Genomic DNA, 19,877 nt, shown 5'->3' with positions numbered 1-19,877 from the left:
TAGGGGAAGTGGGGGAAGTGGGGGAAGTAGGGGAAGTGGGGGGAGGAAGAAGAATGGTTTTCACCAATGACAACTGACCAATGACCAATGACCAATGACCAATCAAGCCGGATTTGCTATAGATAATTTAGATAATGATAAGTTCGTTACCGAAATTGGCGGTAATTTATGCTTATACTAGAAAGACATATCAACAAATTATACGGCATAAATACTGAAAAAGCCTTTTTCAACTGCGCTGCTGTTAATTCTCAGAAACTTTGCGAAAACAGTCATAATGCGGTTGAATTATAAACAGTATGGATGTCAGTTTGCCCCTTCTTTTGCGTTTTAAATACTTGGTTAAATTTATGACTCTTACACAAGAACGACAAGTGATTTTGTTCAAACCCCAGGGTAGTATAGACCTAGATAGTGGTACTATCTTGAGCGAACAGATGGCTGCAATTAAACCTCAGCATCACCAACTCTGGGTTATAGATTTATCAGAAGTAGATTTTATGGATAGTTCTGGATTAGTCCCTCTTGTTAAAGGACTTACTTCAGCGCGTCAAAGTGGTTGTAGGTTAGTTCTTTGCAATGTCAAAGCTCCAGTTAAGTTGATTTTGGAACTTACCCAGCTTGATTCAGTATTTGAAGTTTTCCCAAGTTACGAAGATATTTTTGCTCCTGTTACTAATCAACAGCTAGTAGCCACTGGAGTTTAGACTAAATTAGTATTTTTATATCTTTCATTTAGATCCCCGACTTCTTTTAAGATCCCCGACTTCTTTAAGAAGTCGGGGATCTAGTCTACAGTAATGATAACTGCTCATTAGGTGGCTTAAAACCCATGTGTTGATAGGCGGCTTTAGTGGCGATTCTCCCTCTGGGTGTCCGACTTAAATAACCTATTTGCATTAAATATGGTTCATAAACTTCTTCAATGGTTTGGGTGTCTTCCCCAGTGGTAGCAGCGATAGTTTCTAAGCCGACTGGACCACCATTAAAGTTTTCAATAATCACACTGAGCATTTTTCTATCTGTCCAATCTAAACCGCAAGGATCAACTTGGAATAGTTGTAATGCTTCCGCTGCTACAGTTGCATTTATTTCTACAAAAGATTTTACTTCCGCATAATCACGGACTCTCTTTAGTAATCTATTAGCTATTCTTGGTGTTCCCCGTGAACGTTTGGCTATTTCTGTCGCTCCGTCCAAATTAACTGAAGTTTGTAATAATTCGGCGGTGCGAATCACAATTTGAGTAAGTTCGGAAACTTCATAAAAACGCAACTTTTGAATTAAGCCAAAGCGATCGCGCAATGGGGAAGTTAAAGCTCCGACGCGGGTTGTTGCCCCGACTAAGGTAAACTTAGACAATGGTATACTTCTAATTCTGGCGCTAGAACCTTTACCTACAGTGATATCTAAGCGACAATCTTCCATTGCTGGATAGAGAATTTCCTCTGTCATCCGTGATAACCGATGAATTTCATCTATAAATAACACATCTCCTGGTTTCAGGTTCACCAATAACCCTACGATATCTCGTGGTCGTTCTAAAGCTGGGGCGCTGGTAATTTTGCAACTCACCCCCATTTCCGAGGCTAAAATCATGGCCATTGTGGTTTTACCTAGCCCTGGTGGTCCATACAATAGCAAATGATCCATGACTTCATTCCGAGATTTAGCGGCTTTAATGGCTATATCTAAGACATCTTTTAAATCCTTTTGTCCGATGTAATCAGCAAAGCGTTGGGGACGAATACTTTCTTCTGGTTTCCCTTGTTCATTAATGGCTGCTTCTGATTGCAACAGATTTTCTGCGGGTGGTACTTTGGCTGATTCCCGTTGCTGTTTGGGTTCTCCGTTGGGTTCTGGAGGCTGTTTTTTGGAGGAGATAATCGCCATAATTTTCAGGGATTTCAGAAGTACAGAGATGGGGGTTTAGTTATTCGTAGGTAAGATTCAGTATAGGATATTTGGGGTTGCTTGAGAATACAGATATTTATTTCATTTTGTAAATTTACAATAGCAGGGAATAGGGAATAGGCAATAGGGAATAGGCAATAGAAGAATGAGGACGGGAAAACCCCGCCCATATATTTAGAAATCAACTCCGCGCTTCAATTCTACGCCTTGATTTGCATAGTGTTTATGACAGTAAACTTCAGAGTGAATACTAGCTAAATCAAAATAAGCGGGTTGGTTTTGACAGCGCCCGGTGATGATTACTTCTGTATCACGAGGTTTGCGTAAAAGGGCTTGAACAATGGGATCAACAGGTAACAATTCTAAGTCAACGGTGGGATTGAGTTCATCGAGAATAATCGTTTTATAGACACCAGAGGCGATCGCAATTTTGGCAATTTCCCAACCTCTTTCCGCTTCTATATAGTCTAAATCTTGACGAGAATTTCGCCAAACAATGGCATCCCGTCCACAACGTTGATGATCTACAATTTCTGGATAGGATTGTTGTAAGGCGGCGATCGCTGCGTCTTCAGTATAACCACTACCACCTTTGAGCCACTGCATAATTAATACACGGGTAGAACCAGGATGATTGATGCCTCTACCAATTGCTTGCAAAGCTTTACCTAAAGCACTGGTAGATTTACCCTTACCTGCCCCTGTATAAATTTCAATGCCTTCAATGAAAAGTTCTGCGGCTGTGGGGTGGTGATGGGGTTTCATTTCCGAATGCAAATCCGCAATATCCAATAATTGTGGCGGTGCTGCGCGTCCAGTCGTAATGATTTCCAGTTCTTGGGGTTTAGATTTTAAAGTATTGACTACCTCATCCACTGACAGCAAACCCAAATCCAAAACCGGGTTAATTTCATCCAGGACAACTACTGAATACAACCCCGAAGCGATCGCCCCTTTGGCTACATCCCAACCCCTTGCAGCCTCTGTTCGATCAAAAGCTGTAATTTGATCATGACCAAAAAATTCGGCTCTCCCGGTGCGAACCTGATCAATTAAATGGGGAAACCCGCGCTGTAATGCAGCGATCGCTCCATCCTCATCATAATCCCGTTCTGGCCCTTTCAAAAACCGCAACAATAAAACCCGGCTAGAATCACTAGGTGTATTGATTCCCAACCCAATAGAGCGCAAAACCACCCCTAAAGCCGCTTGGGACTTACCTTTCCCAATACCATCATAGACGTGAATTTGACCCGTAAGCCGCTCAGAACGGACTTGCGCTGTCCGAATACCGATACCGTTCCTTGTCATCTTTTGAAAAGCTATAAAGTAGCAATTCTCTATCTTAACGAAACTAGAATCTAGTGCGGCAGGGCATAAATAAATCAACTATCCCAAATCATTAAAAGGCCTATCCTGTCTTGGTTTTGACTTTTGATTTTTGACTTTTGACTTTTGATTTCCGCCCTGCGGTGGGCGGTTTGTATCTTTGCGTATTCAAGCTTGATAGATGTATTAATAAAATCAATCTAAATATCCTGTCACACTCGGATCATAAATGTCAGAACAATGAGATAATTGCCGATTAAGTAATTGGACAAAAATATTTACAGTCATTGCGAGCGAAGGGAAGCAATCACAACCCTTGGAATTGCTTCATTTCACTTCGTTCCATTGGCAATGACATTGTGTAATTAATTCTGTCTCACTACTTATCCGTATTCTTTCAGTTATACTCTGTACAACTAAGTCAAAAAAAACGTAATCCCCAGATCCCCGACTTCTTCAAGAAGTCGGGGATCTAACTAACTCCTAAAATCTTCTTGTTGTTACCATTATGTCTGATGAATTATCACTACCCATAATCTTGCCTATTGGGGCGATATTTTTTGAAATATTATTCTTACTAACTGCCATTTCTGTAGAAGCCTATGTTCTTCATAAATGGTTAAAGTTTGATAAAAGAACCAGCATTTTTTATGCCATTGCCTTAAATGTTTTTTCGAGTGTCATTGGCTGGATTGTGTTTTTCACAGTCGAACCAATGTTACCTATCCCGATCAAAGCCGAATTGATTAATTATGTATTTTTCAATAAGATTAAAGCTTCTAGCATTAGTACAATGATAATTTTATTATCATTTACTATTTTCATAGCGACTTTCTTAGTTAAATTTTTATTGATGAAGATCCTCATCATTTTTATGGGTGAAGGCGGAAAAAACACCCAGCCAGAAATCAGTTCTTCACAACAAAGAGCTAGTTATATGAATATAGTTAAGTTGCAGAATACTAATTTAATCACGGCAACATTAATAGCAAATTCACTCAGTTACAGTGCCATAACCTTTATCATATTAATTCGCTCTCGGTAAAATGATCAATATTCATCATTGCATTAATTAGAGGTAATCTCATGAACTTTTTATTGAAGGAAATAGGTGGCATATTTAAATATATTCAGGATTTATTTGCAGGAGTGCAAAAATTTCTGACACCAGCCAAAGCATACTCATGGCAAACATTTATCTATTTGAGTGTTTTTTCTTGGGGAATATCATATTTTGCCGTAGGGTATATTAAGGATATTATTGCCTTTTGTGGTTGGTTATTTTTATTAGCAGGAACAACTTGGTATACTACGGACGATCCTTTAAGAATTCCCGGAACTTTTATGCCAGTTGGGGCAGTAATCACAGGCTTTTTAGTGAGCGTCTTTGCCTTTGGATACCAGGAGAGTGGATTAACATTTAATACTATAGTCATTTGGCCGACAATAGCCGCCCTAGTTACAGCCATACCTAACTTCTTTGAAGGCAACGGTGGGAGATTGCCAAATGCGAAACTTCCTAAATTGCAAGATCGTCAAAAAGTTGTAGTTTTATTAGCTTGGTGTATGCTAATTAGTTGTTGGTTTCAGTTTTACTTTGTGATAGATAAATGGTTAAAAGAATATCCCAGTTTACGAGCAGATAATTTTCAGAAAAGTGCTTTTGTGATTAGATTAGAACCACAATCACGAAAGCCAAAAACTGGTGATTTGATCTTAAATAAACTGCAACCCTTAATTAATCAACAACTTGCCAATAAACCTTGGGGTGAAGTAGAAAAATGGTTACTAGAAGCTAATCAGCAACTAGGCAACTTGGGAAGAAGAACGATTAATAGTAATTTAGGTAAATCCCAAGAAAGACTACTATGGCGAGTTGAACCCCGTGTCGTCAATATCAAGTCTGGATATAGGCTAGATATTTTGACAATTTGGGCTGGACCTAGTGCCAACTCTCAAGGATATTACTGGAAAAAATCTTGTTTGATAGAACCATCTAACTCTGGTAAACAAACAGATAATAAAAATACCTTTGCCCGTCTAACTTGCGATCGCACAAGTAAATTTATCATGGGTTCTCCACCAGCACAACAATAAGGAAGGAACAAGCAATTACTATGAATGTAATGAGAACTGTCGTCATGGCTAAGAATGTATTTCAGGAAGTGATCCGCGATCGCATCCTGTACATCATCGGTTTTTATGCCATTATCCTGGGTATTGCCTTCCGTGCCATTCCCGAATTTACTGTCACTGCTTTTGATAAAATCTTTTTAGACTTTGGTTTGGCAACCATGAACGTCGTTGGTTTAATTGTCGCTATATTTATCGGCACAGGATTAGTTAACAAAGAAATTGAAAAACGGACTATTTTAGTATTAATTGCCAAACCCATCAGCCGCAGTGAATTTATTGCCAGTAAATATTTAGGGTTATCAGCAGTTATCGGTGTCCTAATTACTGCAATGACAATAATTTATTTAGGATTCTTACAACTTGGTCAAGTATCCTATCCGGTTACTAGCATTTTTCTGGCTACGCTATTCATCTTTTTTCAATTATGTTTAATTACTGCCGTAGCCATTACTTTAGGCGTTTTTACCAGTTCACTGATAGCCACAGCCCTAACATTTGCAGTGTATTTAATGGGGAATGTTACTCAAGATTTAGTGGCATTAGGTAAATTAAGTCAGAATCCTGGTATGGAACGCATTACCCAAAGTTTATATCTAATTTTGCCAGATTTATCTAGATTAGATTTAAAGAATGATGCTGTTTACGGTTTGCAAGCACTACCTGATCCAATCACATTAGTTACCAATGCGGGATATGGTTTGCTTTATAGTTTTATGTTGTTAGCGATCGCCATTCTTATCTTTTTAAGACGAGAATTTTAAAATAACGTCTGAACTATGATTTGTTTGATTAATAAATCAGAAAAACGTCTGAACTATGATTTGTTTGATTAATTTGATTTAGATGATTATTAACAAGATCCCCGACTTCTTAGAGAAGTCGGGGATCTGAAACTCTCGACCTTCAAAAATTTTGTTAAAATAATTATTGTCTATGATTTACGATTCCCCAATAAATACTACTGACAGTCTCATTTATCCCGATATTTATCATCACCAAGTTTCCTCGAATCAGCCTTTGAAACTAGGAATTATGGCTTCTGGCAATGGTAGTAATTTTGAAGTAATTGCCCAAGCTATTGCCGATGGTAAAATTAACGCCCAAATTCAAGTTCTAATTTACAACAATCCTGATGCAAAAGCAGCAGTTAGGGCTAAAAATTGGGGTGTAGAATCTGTATTGTTAAATCATCGAGACTACAAAAATCGTCAAAAATTTGATCATAAAGTTGCCCAAACATTACAGCAGTATGATGTACAATTCGTGATTATGGCGGGATGGATGCGATTAGTCACACAAGTTTTAATTGACGCTTTTCCTAATCGCATGATTAATATTCATCCCAGTTTATTACCGAGTTTTAAGGGCGTGCAAGCTGTAGAACAAGCTTTAGTCGCTAAAGTCAAAATTACTGGCTGTACTGTACATCTTGTTTCTTTAGAAGTTGACAGTGGCGAGATTTTAATTCAAGCGGCTGTTCCCGTTTTACCAGATGATACATCAGAAACACTACACGCGAGAATTCAAATCCAAGAGCATCGGATTTTACCAATAGCAATTTCTTTGTTAAAAAGGGAATAGGTAAGTAATTGGACAAAAATATTTACAGTCATTGCGAGGGAAGAGAAGCAATCACAACCATTGGAATTGCTTCATTTCACTTCGTTCCATTTGCAATGACATTGTGTAATTAATTCTGTCTCACTACTTAGAGGATGTTTGAAAAGTGGTATTCCGTAATTTTCATCACATTGCTACCCCCCTTAGTCCCCCCTTGTAAAGGGGGGAAACAATAAAAATCCAGTTCCCTCCCCTTTACAAGGGGAGGGTTAGGGTGGGGTAAAAAATATTTGATACATCAACCATAACTTTTCAAACACCCTCTTAGAGATTTTTGTTTGTTCCAAAAATGTTGAATTAATTTTGCTCAGATACTTAGGGAACACCAAAAAATAAATTACCCAATTTTGTGGGATAGGCAGGATGCCTGTCCTTGATGATTAGCGGGCAATTCGTCCCGCACCACAAGAAATTTTGGGATATTTTTTTGATTGGAAGTCTCTAATAAACCTGTGCTGCATGAGTTGTCATTGCGAGTGAAAGGAAGCAATCTCTTGACAACCGATAAACCACCTAACGCAAAAATCTCTCAAACCCTTATTCCTCTGTGTCCTCTGCGCCTCCGTGGTTGGTTAATCAGGATAATTTATTTCTTGGAAGTCCCTCACTAAATTATTGGGTCTGACGCACCCTACAAGAGATAAAATCCACATTACATATTGAGTAGGGTGCGTCAGATATAGGAAATCTGTTTTTTACCAAATTATTGGGTCTGACGCACCCTACAAGAGATAAAATCTACATTACATATTTAGAAAACTTTGTCAATGCGTAAGCACTAGGATCATCTTTTTTGTGGATTTCTCTAATACTTTTCAAACACCCTCTTAATGTCCTCCTAGAGAAGTCACTGAGAAGCCCACACTGACCTACATCACATTACATTTGAAGGTTGTGCCAGTTCAATAACTGGCATACATATGGATACGGACTTATTTATAAATTGGTATTTTCTTTCCATCATAACTTACGCAACTGGTACATCAATAGGGTGCATCAGACCGCGCAAATCTGGCGAATAAACGGATTAAGTAATTAGACAAAAATATTTACAGTCATTGCGAGCGAAGGGAAGCAATCACAACCCTTGGAATTGCTTCATTTCACTTCGTTCCACATGGCTAAAGTCACGCAACGCTAACGCAATGACATTGTGTAATTAATTCTGTCTCACTACTTACTGATATCTGATTTGCCTGACTTCCTTGCTCCATCAGGGATACAAAGATCAAAAATAAGTAATTACAGCGATTTCCAATCATATAAGGTACATCCTAGCCCCCTCATCGCACCCCCCTAAATCCCCCCGCAGCGGGCCCCGCAGCGGGGGGAAGAAAAGGATAAGCTTTTGATACTGGAGGGGGTTGGGGGTGGGGTTCTTGTTCCAGGTTTGATGACAATTGTATTAGTCTTCCATAGTTAACTTATATAACTTCAAAATCAGGGGTCTACCATGAAAAGCAATAACGTCACCAGTAAAAATATCCTATTTATTGATAGCCAAGTCCAAAACTATCAGGCTTTGGTTGAAAATGTCGGTGCTGATACGCAAGTATTTATACTAAATAGTCATGAAGACGGGATTGAACAGATTAGTAATGTTTTAGCTAATTACAGTGATATTGATAGTGTGCAAATTATCTCCCACGGTGGTGCGGGGATGGTGCAGTTGGGTAATACTGTCCTTAATAATGAGAATTTACAGGCTTATAGTGACTATTTACAGGGTTGGCGTAATTCCCTGACTGATAATGCTGATATTTTGTTCTATGGCTGTAATGTCGGTGCAGGAGAGTTAGGGGTAGAGTTTCTTCAGCAGTTGGGTGATTTAACTGGGGCTGATATTGCTGGGTCTAATGATTTGACTGGTAATTCGGTTTTGGGGGGAGATTGGGAGTTAGAGGTTGTTACTGGGAATATTGAAGCTGAGTCTGTGTTAGCGCCTGAAATCCGCAACAATTATCAGGGTGTGCTGGCAGTTTTTAAAGTAACTAATAATAATGATAGTGGTGCAGGTTCGTTAAGACAGGCAATTATAGATGCAGCGAAGAATAATGAAGTAGATACTATTGATTTGACTGGTGTGAGTGGCACAATTTATCTCCAAAATTCTCTCCCCACTCTTAGCATAGGTAATGACATTTATTTTATTGATGATGGTAACACCACTATTAGTGGTAAAAAAACCAAAGACAGTATTCCAAGTAGTCAAATAATTTCAGTTGACGGGGCTAAAGTTACCTTCTATGGACTGACCTTTGCTGATGGTTTAGCAAGGGGAGGCGATGGTCAAAATGGTGGTGGTGGTGGTTTAGGCGCTGGTGGGGCGCTGTTTATTAATAGTGGTAACGTCACTCTTGATAATGTAAAGTTCCAGAATAATAAGGCTCAGGGTGGGAATGCAACTGGAACTGCTGGACACGGTGGTCAATCTAGTATTATTGAATGGAATGGAAATGCAAGTCGAGCCAAGACAGGAGGCAGTGGTGAGGATGGTGGTCTAGGTGGAACATTAAATGTCAGCAACGCCAATTTTTCTATACCTTCACAATTTCAACTTCCGTCAAGTAGGCGTGGAGACGGATATACAGATTGGTACCGAAACGGTGAATCTGGCTATCGCGGTGCTGATGGTAATTTTGGAGAAGGTGGCAGTAGCGGCGGTGGTGGTGGTGCTGGCGGCTATGGTAAGATTCACGCGGATTCACAGGATCACTTGTATCACGCCGGCAATGGTGGTGCTGGCGGTCACGGAGGGTTTGGTGGTGGCGGTGGTGGCGGTGGCGGTGCTGCTGGTATAGTCATTTTCAAACGGTGGGGTGATGATAATACTTTCCGTTCCGGAGGTGCTGGCGTTGGTGGCGTTGGTGGCGTTGGTGGAACTAACTATGGTGGAACGGGTGCAATAGGTCAAAATAGTACTCCTAATACAAGTTCGGAAGGGGCAGCTAATCAGTCCACGTACGGAAAACCGGGTGGTCAAGGCGGCGGTGGTGCTGGTTTAGGTGGCGCGATTTTCGTCAGACAGAACGCAACCTTATCTCATTACAATACTAACTTTATCCCCGGTACGAATATGGCATCCGGTGGAACCGGTAATACGGGCGGAGAAGCTGAAGGTAATACAATTTTTGCAATGACTGGAGCAACAAACAAAACATTATCAACTAGTCCTACTGATTCACTTGTTAATCCATTAGTTAGTATTACGAAGAGCAATGATTTAAAAGAAGGAGACGTTAATAATAGTAATGGTGAGTTTCTAATTAAATTAAATAGAGATGGACTTCTAGCTAACAATCTACTTAAAACATTTAACCTTTATTTCCGGGTTCAAGGTACTGCTAAACTAGGCAAGTATGATAATACCCAAAAAGGGTCTGACTATAAACTCACATATCAAGGATATGACTCATTAGAAAACAGTATTAATACGTTCAAAGGATATTTAGATCCTAGTCAAAATGGTATTTATAATATTGGGAATATAGACGAAAATATCCAAAAGATAAAAATTACTGTTGAGCCAGTTAATGATGAAATTTGGGAACAGGAAGAAACTGTAACTATTACTTTAGTGGATAATCACGATAATAATCAGCTTGATGGTTATAGAATTGGTACTACTGAGGCAACAGCTACCGTAAAGATTACCGATAACGAACCCACAGTCACATTAGGGGAAATCGTTCACCCCACTGAAGGCTTTGGTTTTGGTAGCACCATTGAAGGTTTAGGAGCAGCATTAAACCTCAATGGTAGTAATTATATAACAATTCCTAGCAATGATAGTCTTGATCTCACTAAAACTGGTCAATTTACCCAAGAAGCCTGGATCTTTGCTAATTTAGAAGATAATGATAAAACGCAACGTGGAATTTTAGGCTATGACAACTATCCTAGTATTTGGGTTGAGAATCAAACCACAATCAAAGTAGGTATTGTTAATAATACATTTTTCGTAGATAATGCCCTTAATCCTAATACTTGGAATCATGTAGCAACCACCTTTGATGGTGAAGAATATAAACTTTATGTCAATGGTGTAGAACTGATCAGAAAAGATATAAAAGACTTACCACTTTCTAACACCAAACAATTAACCATTGGTAAAGTTGGAGATAATAACTTTATCGGTGCTATTGATGAAGTGCGGCTTTGGGATGTAGCACGCACCCAAACAGAAATTCAAAGTTATATGTTAAATCCCCTCAAAGGCAGTGAACAGGGATTAATTGGTTACTGGCAATTTGAAGGTAACTTGAATGATACTACAACTAATAATCAAGGGGTAAATTACTTTGGCGATGTTACTAATCTAGCAGGAACTATTACAGCATCTGGTGAGAATGGCACCAATGAAGGAAAAGCGAAAGCTTTTGACGATCTAACTAATACTAAATGGTTAGTTTTTGCTAATAATGGGTGGCTACAGTATCAGTTTAATAAGGATCAGTCCTATGTAGTTACTGAATATAAAATTACTTCGGCTAATGATGTTCCAGCAAGAGATCCCAAAAACTGGACTTTACAAGGGTCAAATGATGGAAGTAATTGGACAAATTTAGATACTCGTAATAACGAAACCTTTAGTAGTAGATTCCAAACTCGGAGTTTTACCCTTAATAATAGCACCGGTTATAGTTATTATCGCCTGAATATTACTGCTAACAATGGTGATAGTGCTACCCAATTAGCAGAACTCCAATTATTTGGAGTTAATTATCTAGAAAATCCTGCCCCTCAAATTGGTTATGTAGAAGTTAAATTAGACAAGCCCTTTGAAGGACCACAGGGGTTATGGGTAGAATATGATATTACACAGCAAAAAGAAGGACAATCATTAACTTTTGATGGCAAGGATGATTATGTTTCTTTACCTGCCAGTAGTTTAGGTGGAGCAATAACCGTTGAAGCTTGGGTATATGTAGATAATGCTAAACTTAACTGGCAACGAGTAATAGACTTTGGTAATGGACAAGCTAACGATAATATTGTGTTGGCATGGGAAAGTACCACAGGTAAAATGAACTTTACCACTTACCTTACTACTGCCCAAGGTAATCAAGTAACAGGAATAAGAACCGATGAGGTTTTCCCTGACAACAAATGGGTTCATGTGACAGCAGTAAACGATGGTCAAGGTAATGCCTACATATACTGGAATGGAGAATTAAAAGCGTCAGGAACAGGGCAAGCTAGACCGAAAGATGTCAACCGTTCCAAACAACATATCGGCAAAAGTAATTGGTCACAGGATGCCTTCTTTCAAGGCAAAATAGATGAATTGCGGATTTGGAATACTGCTCGTAGTCAAGCAGATATTCAAAATACAATGAATCAAACCCTTGCAGGTAATGAGCAAGGATTAGTAGGCTATTGGCAATTTGATGGAGATACCCAAGATAAAACTTCTAACAAAAGAAATGGAACATTAGTTAACTACTCAACCTACTCTTACACAGCCACTAATAACCTGAAGAATGATGACTACTTTACCTCCCGGACTCGTCGGGTTTCCACCAATATTAACACAGAAAGAAATGGCATTATTATTCCTAAAGGGGAAACCTCAGCCCGCATCTATGTTAGTGCCTTATCCGATGCAATAGTTGAAGGAGACGAACAATTAACTATCCAATTGCGTCCAACTAATTTTGATATTTTTGATGCCAATAATGATGGGAGGTATAGTAAGGACGAATACGCAGATAGCTTTGAGAATAATACTAATTTCCCAACAAATGCTGATGGCTTTCTTTCTCAAACTGAACGTGATGCCATTGGCTATAACTACAATGTAGATACTAATAATAGTACAGCTACTATCACTATCAAAGATAACCAGGCATATCAAAAAGGAGTTATTCTTCTTGATGAATATGGTCAGGAAATTTCAAATAGTAATAAATTGATTGTTGATAAAAATGGTAATGCTACTTTTCAAGTAAAATTAACCAGTCAACCTACCAGTGCAGTAACTCTAACTCTTACATCTGGTTTAGGAGCATTAGACAAAACATCTGTAACAATACAACCCAGCGCGTGGGATACTCCTCAAACTGTTACTGTAAGTGGCGTTACCGGAACTAATGTTAGTAATAGTATTACTGTTAGTGTTCCCAACTATCTTACCACTAATGCAACTTTCCCCTTTACTAATATTCCATCTGACAAAGTACGCATTACAGAAGGAAATCCAGAAGAGGCTGAAGCTGTCACCCCAGAATTAACTATCAGTAAATTAAATGATGTTAATGAAAGTGACATTCAACCAGGGCAATTTGTCATTAATTTAAACGCACCTGCCCCCGCAGAGGGACTAACTGTTAACTATCAATTAGCAGGAAGTGCAACATCAGGTACAGATTACAATTCTATAAATACCATAACCGTTGCTCCCGGAGAAACCAGCGTAGTTATCCCTATCTATCCCATTAATGATGATATCGCTGAAGGTGATGAACAAGTTACCATTACACTACAAGAAGGAACAGATTACACTTTACCTACTTTACCTAGTCAAATATCAGCCACTCTGAACATTATTGATGATGATAAAGCTGGGATTAAGCTTTCCAATGCTGTTACTGCTACATCTTTATCATTTGATGGAATAAATGACCGTGTAACGATTCCTAATTCAAATGGGATCAATTTTGATTATAATCAAGACTTTACTGTTGAAGCATGGATTAAAGTTGATCCCCTGCAAAAAGATTTAAGAAATGGTGATAACGATATTATTGAAAAATGGAGTGGAGGCGGTGGTTATCCATTTGTAATTCGTTATCTCCGCAATTCTGGTCAGATTCAAGTTGCACGGTATGATGGCTCTAAAAATCCTAAAATTATTTCTACTACTTTAGTCAATGACAATCAACCCCATCATGTGGCCTTCGTTAAAAATGGAGAAAAATTATCTCTCTACATTGATGGTAATTTAGACGGAGAAACAGGGGATACAACAGATACAAGGACTACAAATGGCTCTCCCTTATACATTGGTAGTCGTAACAAGGGAAATGATTTCAAAGGTGAAGTTGATGAAATTCGCATTTGGAATGTAGCTCGCAGTCAAGAAGAAATTGAATCCAATAAAGACAGGACTCTCAATAGCGATGAAGAAGGATTAGTTGCTTACTATCCAGCCAACGAAGGCAGGGGAACTACCCTAATTAATAGTAGTGATTTTGATACATCGAATGGTATTTTGGAAGGTGGGACATCTTGGAATTATGAGTACACTTATACATCAAGTTTTAGTCCATTAGTCACTGCTGAACCCTATCCAGAAGTGGAGAGTATTCTGCAACTATTTGGTGAGGATGGACAGCTAGTTAAAACAATTACTCTCACTCAGGCAAATATAGATGCAGGTAAGGTAAATATAGATGTAAGTAAGGTAAATATTGCTGGCATCCCTGCAAATTATAAAGCAATCTTGAAAGAACCCAATAGTCCAGGAAATATTAACCTGGGTACTGTTACCCTCAAGGATAATGGCACTGTAGATGTTTCTTTACCGAAAAACGAAAATACAGCATCCTTTGGTATTCGTCTCTTTTCTAAGCCCACAGAAAATGTAAAAATTACATTTAGTAACATTGATGGTACAGAAGGGCAGTTCTCCAAATCTTCACTAGATTTTACTCCAGAGAATTGGGAGCAATATCAAAGTGTCACAATTACAGGTTTAGATGATACTTTGGTAGATGGAGACATCAAATATACAGTTACAGCCAAAGCAAGCAGTAAGGATGATCAATACAATAATAATAATGTATCCACACCTATCATCATCACCAATCTTGATGACGATAATGGTATCACCAAAACAAACATTCTTAACAGCAGTACAGGACCCAAAGCGAGTATTGCTGCTGCTCCCACAACACCAATTACTGAAGGGAGTCAGATTAACTTAACTGTTAATTTGGATGAGGCTGCTGGTACTGGTGGAAATTTAATTTTCTATTCAGTAGATGGAAAAGACTTTAAATATGGCGAAGATTATACTGTACCAGCAACTAATCAAGTTTATTTGAAAGAAAGAACAGATGGTTTTGAGCTAACTCCTATAGATGTTAACAACCTTTCAGGAACTAAAAAAGATTTAGACGGAGATGGCGACTTAGATTTAGTCGTTACAAATGGCACAACTACAACAAATTATTACCAATTCCAGGCTGTTAAAATTGCCCAAGGTCAAAGTAGTGCAACCATCACGGTTAATACCATAGATGACAAAGTTGATGAAACCGACGAAACCGTAAAAATAGCTTTAAAGGCAGGTACTAATTATCAAGTTGCGACAAATACTGATGGTAGTGTTACTACTGCTGGATTTGTTAATTTGACGGTTCAAGATAATGACACGGCTGGAGTGACTATCACTAAACCAAGTGGTACATCTACAAGTGAAAATGGTTCATTTTTAACCTATACCGTCCGACTCAACAGTCAACCGACAAAACCTGTTACGGTTTATATTGGCAGTAATGATAGTAGTGAAGGGAAAATTAATGGTCATACTGCCTTATCATTTGATGGAGTAGACGATTATGTTTCTTTACCTGCTAGTAATTTAGGTGGAGCAATAACTGTTGAAGCTTGGGTATATGTAGATGATGCTAAACGTAACTACCAACGCATCATAGACTTTGGTAATGGTGCAGCTAAGGATAATATCCTGTTGGCATGGGAAGGTACGACAGGGAAAATGACCTTTCATACTTTTAACGGTAGTACGGCAAAATTTATAACAACCAGTGAAGTCTTCCCTGATAAACAATGGGTTCATGTGACAGCAGTAAATGATGGTAAGGGCAAAGCTGAAATATACTGGAATGGAGAATTAAAAGCATCAGGAACAGAGCAAAACGCACCATTAAATGTCCTTAGAACTAATCAATTTATCGGCAAAAGTAATTGGGACCAGGATGCTTTATTTAAGGGTCAAATTGGTGAAGTTCGCATTTGGAATGTAGCACGTAGTCAAAAAGACATCCAAGACAACAAAGATAAGACTCTCAACGGCAACGAAACTGGTTTAGTTGATTATTACAAAGCTGATGAAGGGTCTGGGATAACTCTAATAGATAGTGCAGTTAATAAATCCAATGGAACATTACAAGGTGGGACATCCTGGACTCGATCTAATTCTGAACCTTCTGATTTTATCGGTCTCAATTTTAACGCTAATAACTGGAATAGCCCTCAAACTTTCCAAGTTGTGGGAATTAACGATGATATTGCCGATGGTACTGTCCCCTACAATATTATTACCACTGTCACCAGCGAAGATCCTAACTACAATAAGCTGAATATTAATCCTATCCCCCTCACCAACACTGAAGATAGTGATCCAGCGAAGATTGATACAGCCAAGATTATCATCACCCCCCCTGGACAGGTAGAAGAAGGAAGAGAAAACATCTATTCTGTCAAATTGAATAGTCAGCCAGTGGGTGAAATTCGAGTGATCATGACTCCCAAAGTTGACCAGTTTCAACTCAATAATGAAGATATTGGTGAACCCCTTACCCTCACCTTCAATAAAAACAACTGGAATCAAGCACAAACAGTGCGGGTGACAGCGCTAGATGATTCAGTAGTTGAATATTTCCAAACTAGCCAAATTGAATTTAAGGTAGAAACCGGCAATATTAAAGACTTTGAATCAAAGTGGAATAATAACACACCAGATCAGGGACTTGATTTAGGGAAAATTACTGGAGGAATAGAACGGACTGGGTTAACCATAGACTCATTAACATCTACTGACATAGATTGGTATAAGTTCACTCTCCCCACCGAAGGAACTGCTAAGGACTTTGTAGAAATTCAGTTTGCTAATGCCAAAGGCGATCTCGATCTGGAGTTGTATCCCAATTCATCCAATTTAACTTTTGATGGTGTTGATGATTATGTAAAATTTGCCAGCCAAGTTGGAGGGCGTGGTAATTTTAGCATTGAACTATGGTTTAAAACAACAGCATCCTCTGGCACTTTAATCGGTGCAGGTAAAAGCGATTCTTGGCAAGTGTCTCTACAAAATGGATTAGCCAAATTTGATTTTCAGACAGGTGATTTATCTGGCAATGGTGGTATTTCTTTAACTCAGGTAAATGATGGAAAATGGCATCATTTAACTGCTGTAAGAGATGGTTTACACTCAGGAAAGTTATATGTTGATGGTGTGCTAGTTAGTGAGTTTACTTATACTGGCAGTAGCGTTGCAATTGACGGTGTGGAAGAGGCTTTTATTGGTAAGAACTCTAAAAATGATGGTAATTTTTTTAAGGGTGAAATTGGTGAAGTTCGTATTTGGAACACTGCTCGTAGCCAACAATATATCCAAGACAATAAAGATAGGAATCTCAATGGCAATGAGGCAGGTTTGGTTGCTTATTATCCAATCAACGAAGGTACAGGAGATATTCTGACTGATAGTAGCGTTAATAAAATTCTGGCTGATAGTACCGTTAATAAATTGGATGGCAAATTAATCAATGGGACAATTAAAAATTCTCGTTCAACTACCGAAAATAAAGAGCGAATTGAATTAAATGGATTAGCTGCTGGAGATTACTTACTCAAAGTATCAGGAAAGGATAACACTACCAGTAATGATTACAAACTCATTCTTGGTGATGCAGATTATCAATATCGTACCGCACCTATCGAAACGATAGGCGTAAATGGCAAGACTCTTCAAACTTTAGATAGCAAATCCCTAGACGTTACCATTAAAGACAATGATTTACCCACAGCCAAAATCATTGCTGGACCCACTGCATCTGAACTTTTTGGTGAACCTAGTTACTTTACTGTTCAGCTAAATGCCCCAGCACCCCTTGATGGTAATGGGATTGTAGTTCGTTATGAAGTTGTCGGTGGTAGTGCAACCTTATTTGAGGACATTAATAATAATGGCAACTTAGATGATGGCGAAGATTTTAATGGCAATGGAAAACTTGACTTCGGAGATTACCGAATCCAAAATAACCAACAACAAGGTACTGTCAGAATTGCCCCAGGAGAAATCCAAGCAAATATTATTATTTCTCCTGTTGATGACAAGTTGGTTGAAGATATCAAGTGGCAAGTAAGTAAGGTTAAGGAAATGACCGACAATGAAGATGGTACAACAACAACATTAACCTTAGATATACTTAGACCAATTCATGGAGAAACTACCAACATTGCCGCAGGTCAAACTCTAAAATTTGACAATGGGATTGAAGCTATTTTTCAAGAGGATATTAAATTACAGTCACTTTCAGTTTTATTTCATGAAATTAATAATATTACTAGTGACTGGTATTCTATCAGTTCTGATGAAAATCTAGTAGCATTTAGATCAGATAAAGATGGAAAAATATATGTCCATAACCGTAATACAAAAGTCAATATTGATGTAAGTGTAGGTGATGGACTTAATCCTTCTATCAGTTCTGATGGAAGCTTTGTACTATTTTTTGGGAAAAATCCCAATCATCAGTACAAATCAAATCTATTTATTTATGATCGTAAGGAAAATAGAACTATTTCCATTCCCACACCCACTGATGATGATATTGTTGATACTGGCGACTATTATAAGAGTAACGGCTACAATCTCAATAGTAATGGAGATTTTGTTGTATTTCAGACACGCAAGGATTATAAAACCGATATATCTGTATATGATCGTAAGGAAAATAAAACTACTCGCATTACCACTGGTATAAATGGCACAGAGAGCAATGGCAATAGCTATGATCCTTCTATCAGTGCAGATGGGCGTTTTGTAGCATTTAGATCAGATGCTAGTAATTTAGTGCCAACCGATACGAATGGAAAAAGCGATATCTTTGTATATGATCGCAAGGAAAATAAAACTACTCGCATTACCACTGGAGGCAATGACCATAGCTATGATCCTTCTATCAGTGCAGATGGGCGTTTTGTGGCATTTGCATCAATAGCTAGTAATTTAGTGCCAAACGATACGAATAGAAGAAGCGATATCTTTGTATATGATCTCAACAACAATGAAATTACACCTATTACATTTAGCACGGATGATACTTACTATAACCATAACAACACTTTTATCAGCGATGATGGAAGTTTCGTAGTATACTCGACCGATTCCTATGTATTTATTTATGATCGCAACACAAAAACAACTTCTCGCTTTGAGCCTAATTTAGGATTTGGCAAGACGGCTAGAGCATCATTCATATTGCTGCCCCTTCTTACAGAAACTGTTCAAGTAAACATTGATTCAACATTCAAAAATAAAATTGGATCTATTTCTGCTGCTAACATGAAAGCAGAAACCGTGGCTGTGAAATTACTGCTAGAAGATATATCCGAGTCCAAGCCAACCTACACTTTGGGAGGTGAGGATGTTAATCTTAACGGCAAATTAGATTCAGGTGAAGATAGTAATGAAAATGGTCAATTAGATCCGGATAGAAATACATCAAAAGCAATTCTAGAAATTCTCGATGATGATGTACCTGGAATCCGCATTGTCGAAGTAGGTCGTCAAACCGTTGTCAGGGAAAGAGAAACCGCTACATTTGAAGTATCCCTTCTCAGCGAACCTACAAAAGAGGTGAACATAACCCTAACTCCTGGGGCAGAAATTGAATTTGCAAATCCCATCAATCCCACTACTGTTCAGGTTGACAAAGATGTTTATAGCTTTAACACAACAGGTGTTTCCAATCTTAATGTTGAACTCAAAAGCCTAGTGTTCACAGATAAAGGGGATACAGTCGCCTTTGATGTAAAATTAACATCAAAACCAACAGGAACAACAACAATTGTAACTGTTCACACTCCCCCACTAAAAAGGAATTAGGAAGTAACAGGGATAGGAG

The 19,877-nt window shown here is 38.4% G+C and carries 8 protein-coding genes; 6 read left to right on the top strand and 2 right to left on the bottom strand.

Annotated elements, in window-relative coordinates; translation table 11 throughout:
- Positions 1-350 precede the first annotated feature (350 nt).
- On the top strand, positions 351-707 hold the full coding sequence (locus FJR05_RS13905) for an STAS domain-containing protein (protein WP_174783703.1): 357 nt from the start codon (positions 351-353) through the stop codon (positions 705-707).
- Positions 708-792: 85 nt separating this feature from the next.
- Here the strand turns inward: FJR05_RS13905 and ruvB are convergent, their stop codons facing one another.
- Both ruvB and FJR05_RS13895 read right to left on the bottom strand, forming a co-directional pair.
- On the bottom strand, positions 793-1,893 hold the full coding sequence (gene ruvB, locus FJR05_RS13900; protein WP_168644653.1) for a Holliday junction branch migration DNA helicase RuvB: 1,101 nt from the start codon (positions 1,891-1,893) through the stop codon (positions 793-795).
- A 195-nt stretch (positions 1,894-2,088) separates the two neighbouring features.
- On the bottom strand, positions 2,089-3,225 hold the full coding sequence (locus FJR05_RS13895) for a cob(I)yrinic acid a,c-diamide adenosyltransferase (RefSeq protein ID WP_027402849.1): 1,137 nt from the start codon (positions 3,223-3,225) through the stop codon (positions 2,089-2,091).
- A 526-nt stretch (positions 3,226-3,751) separates the two neighbouring features.
- Here FJR05_RS13895 and fraC point away from each other — a divergent pair.
- From fraC to FJR05_RS13865, 5 genes are all read left to right on the top strand, one after another.
- Positions 3,752-4,288 (top strand): filament integrity protein FraC, encoded by a 537-nt coding sequence (fraC, locus tag FJR05_RS13890; protein WP_168644652.1) that lies wholly within the window; start codon positions 3,752-3,754, stop codon positions 4,286-4,288.
- A 41-nt stretch (positions 4,289-4,329) separates the two neighbouring features.
- The gene (fraD, locus tag FJR05_RS13885) at positions 4,330-5,340 is read left to right on the top strand and encodes a septal junction protein FraD (RefSeq protein WP_168644651.1); all 1,011 of its coding nucleotides are present in this window, start codon (positions 4,330-4,332) and stop codon (positions 5,338-5,340) included.
- Positions 5,341-5,360: 20 nt separating this feature from the next.
- Complete coding sequence (locus tag FJR05_RS13880; protein ID WP_168644650.1) at positions 5,361-6,140, top strand: ABC transporter permease; 780 nt, start codon at positions 5,361-5,363, stop codon at positions 6,138-6,140.
- Positions 6,141-6,312: 172 nt separating this feature from the next.
- On the top strand, positions 6,313-6,960 hold the full coding sequence (gene purN, locus FJR05_RS13875) for a phosphoribosylglycinamide formyltransferase (RefSeq protein ID WP_168466584.1): 648 nt from the start codon (positions 6,313-6,315) through the stop codon (positions 6,958-6,960).
- A gap of 1,492 nt (positions 6,961-8,452) precedes the next feature.
- Entirely contained in the window at positions 8,453-19,858 is an 11,406-nt protein-coding gene (locus FJR05_RS13865; RefSeq protein WP_168644649.1) for a LamG-like jellyroll fold domain-containing protein, read from the top strand.
- Positions 19,859-19,877: the final 19 nt, after the last annotated feature.

Origin of the sequence: Dolichospermum sp. UHCC 0259 (assembly GCF_009711935.1) — a bacterium.
In the GTDB taxonomy this organism is placed as follows: Bacteria; Cyanobacteriota; Cyanobacteriia; order Cyanobacteriales; family Nostocaceae; genus Dolichospermum.
Note: the sequence above shows the minus strand (reverse complement) of the source record. Positions and strands in the feature narration are given on the sequence as shown.

Excerpts from the sequence above, each read along its gene's own strand:
- FJR05_RS13905 (WP_174783703.1), top strand. The coding sequence starts at position 351 with ATGACTCTTACACAAGAACGACAAGTGATTTTGTTCAAACCCCAGGGT.
- ruvB (WP_168644653.1), bottom strand. The coding sequence starts at position 1,893 with ATGGCGATTATCTCCTCCAAAAAACAGCCTCCAGAACCCAACGGAGAA.
- FJR05_RS13895 (WP_027402849.1), bottom strand. The coding sequence starts at position 3,225 with ATGACAAGGAACGGTATCGGTATTCGGACAGCGCAAGTCCGTTCTGAG.
- fraC (WP_168644652.1), top strand. The coding sequence starts at position 3,752 with ATGTCTGATGAATTATCACTACCCATAATCTTGCCTATTGGGGCGATA.
- fraD (WP_168644651.1), top strand. The coding sequence starts at position 4,330 with ATGAACTTTTTATTGAAGGAAATAGGTGGCATATTTAAATATATTCAG.
- FJR05_RS13880 (WP_168644650.1), top strand. The coding sequence starts at position 5,361 with ATGAATGTAATGAGAACTGTCGTCATGGCTAAGAATGTATTTCAGGAA.
- purN (WP_168466584.1), top strand. The coding sequence starts at position 6,313 with ATGATTTACGATTCCCCAATAAATACTACTGACAGTCTCATTTATCCC.
- FJR05_RS13865 (WP_168644649.1), top strand. The coding sequence starts at position 8,453 with ATGAAAAGCAATAACGTCACCAGTAAAAATATCCTATTTATTGATAGC.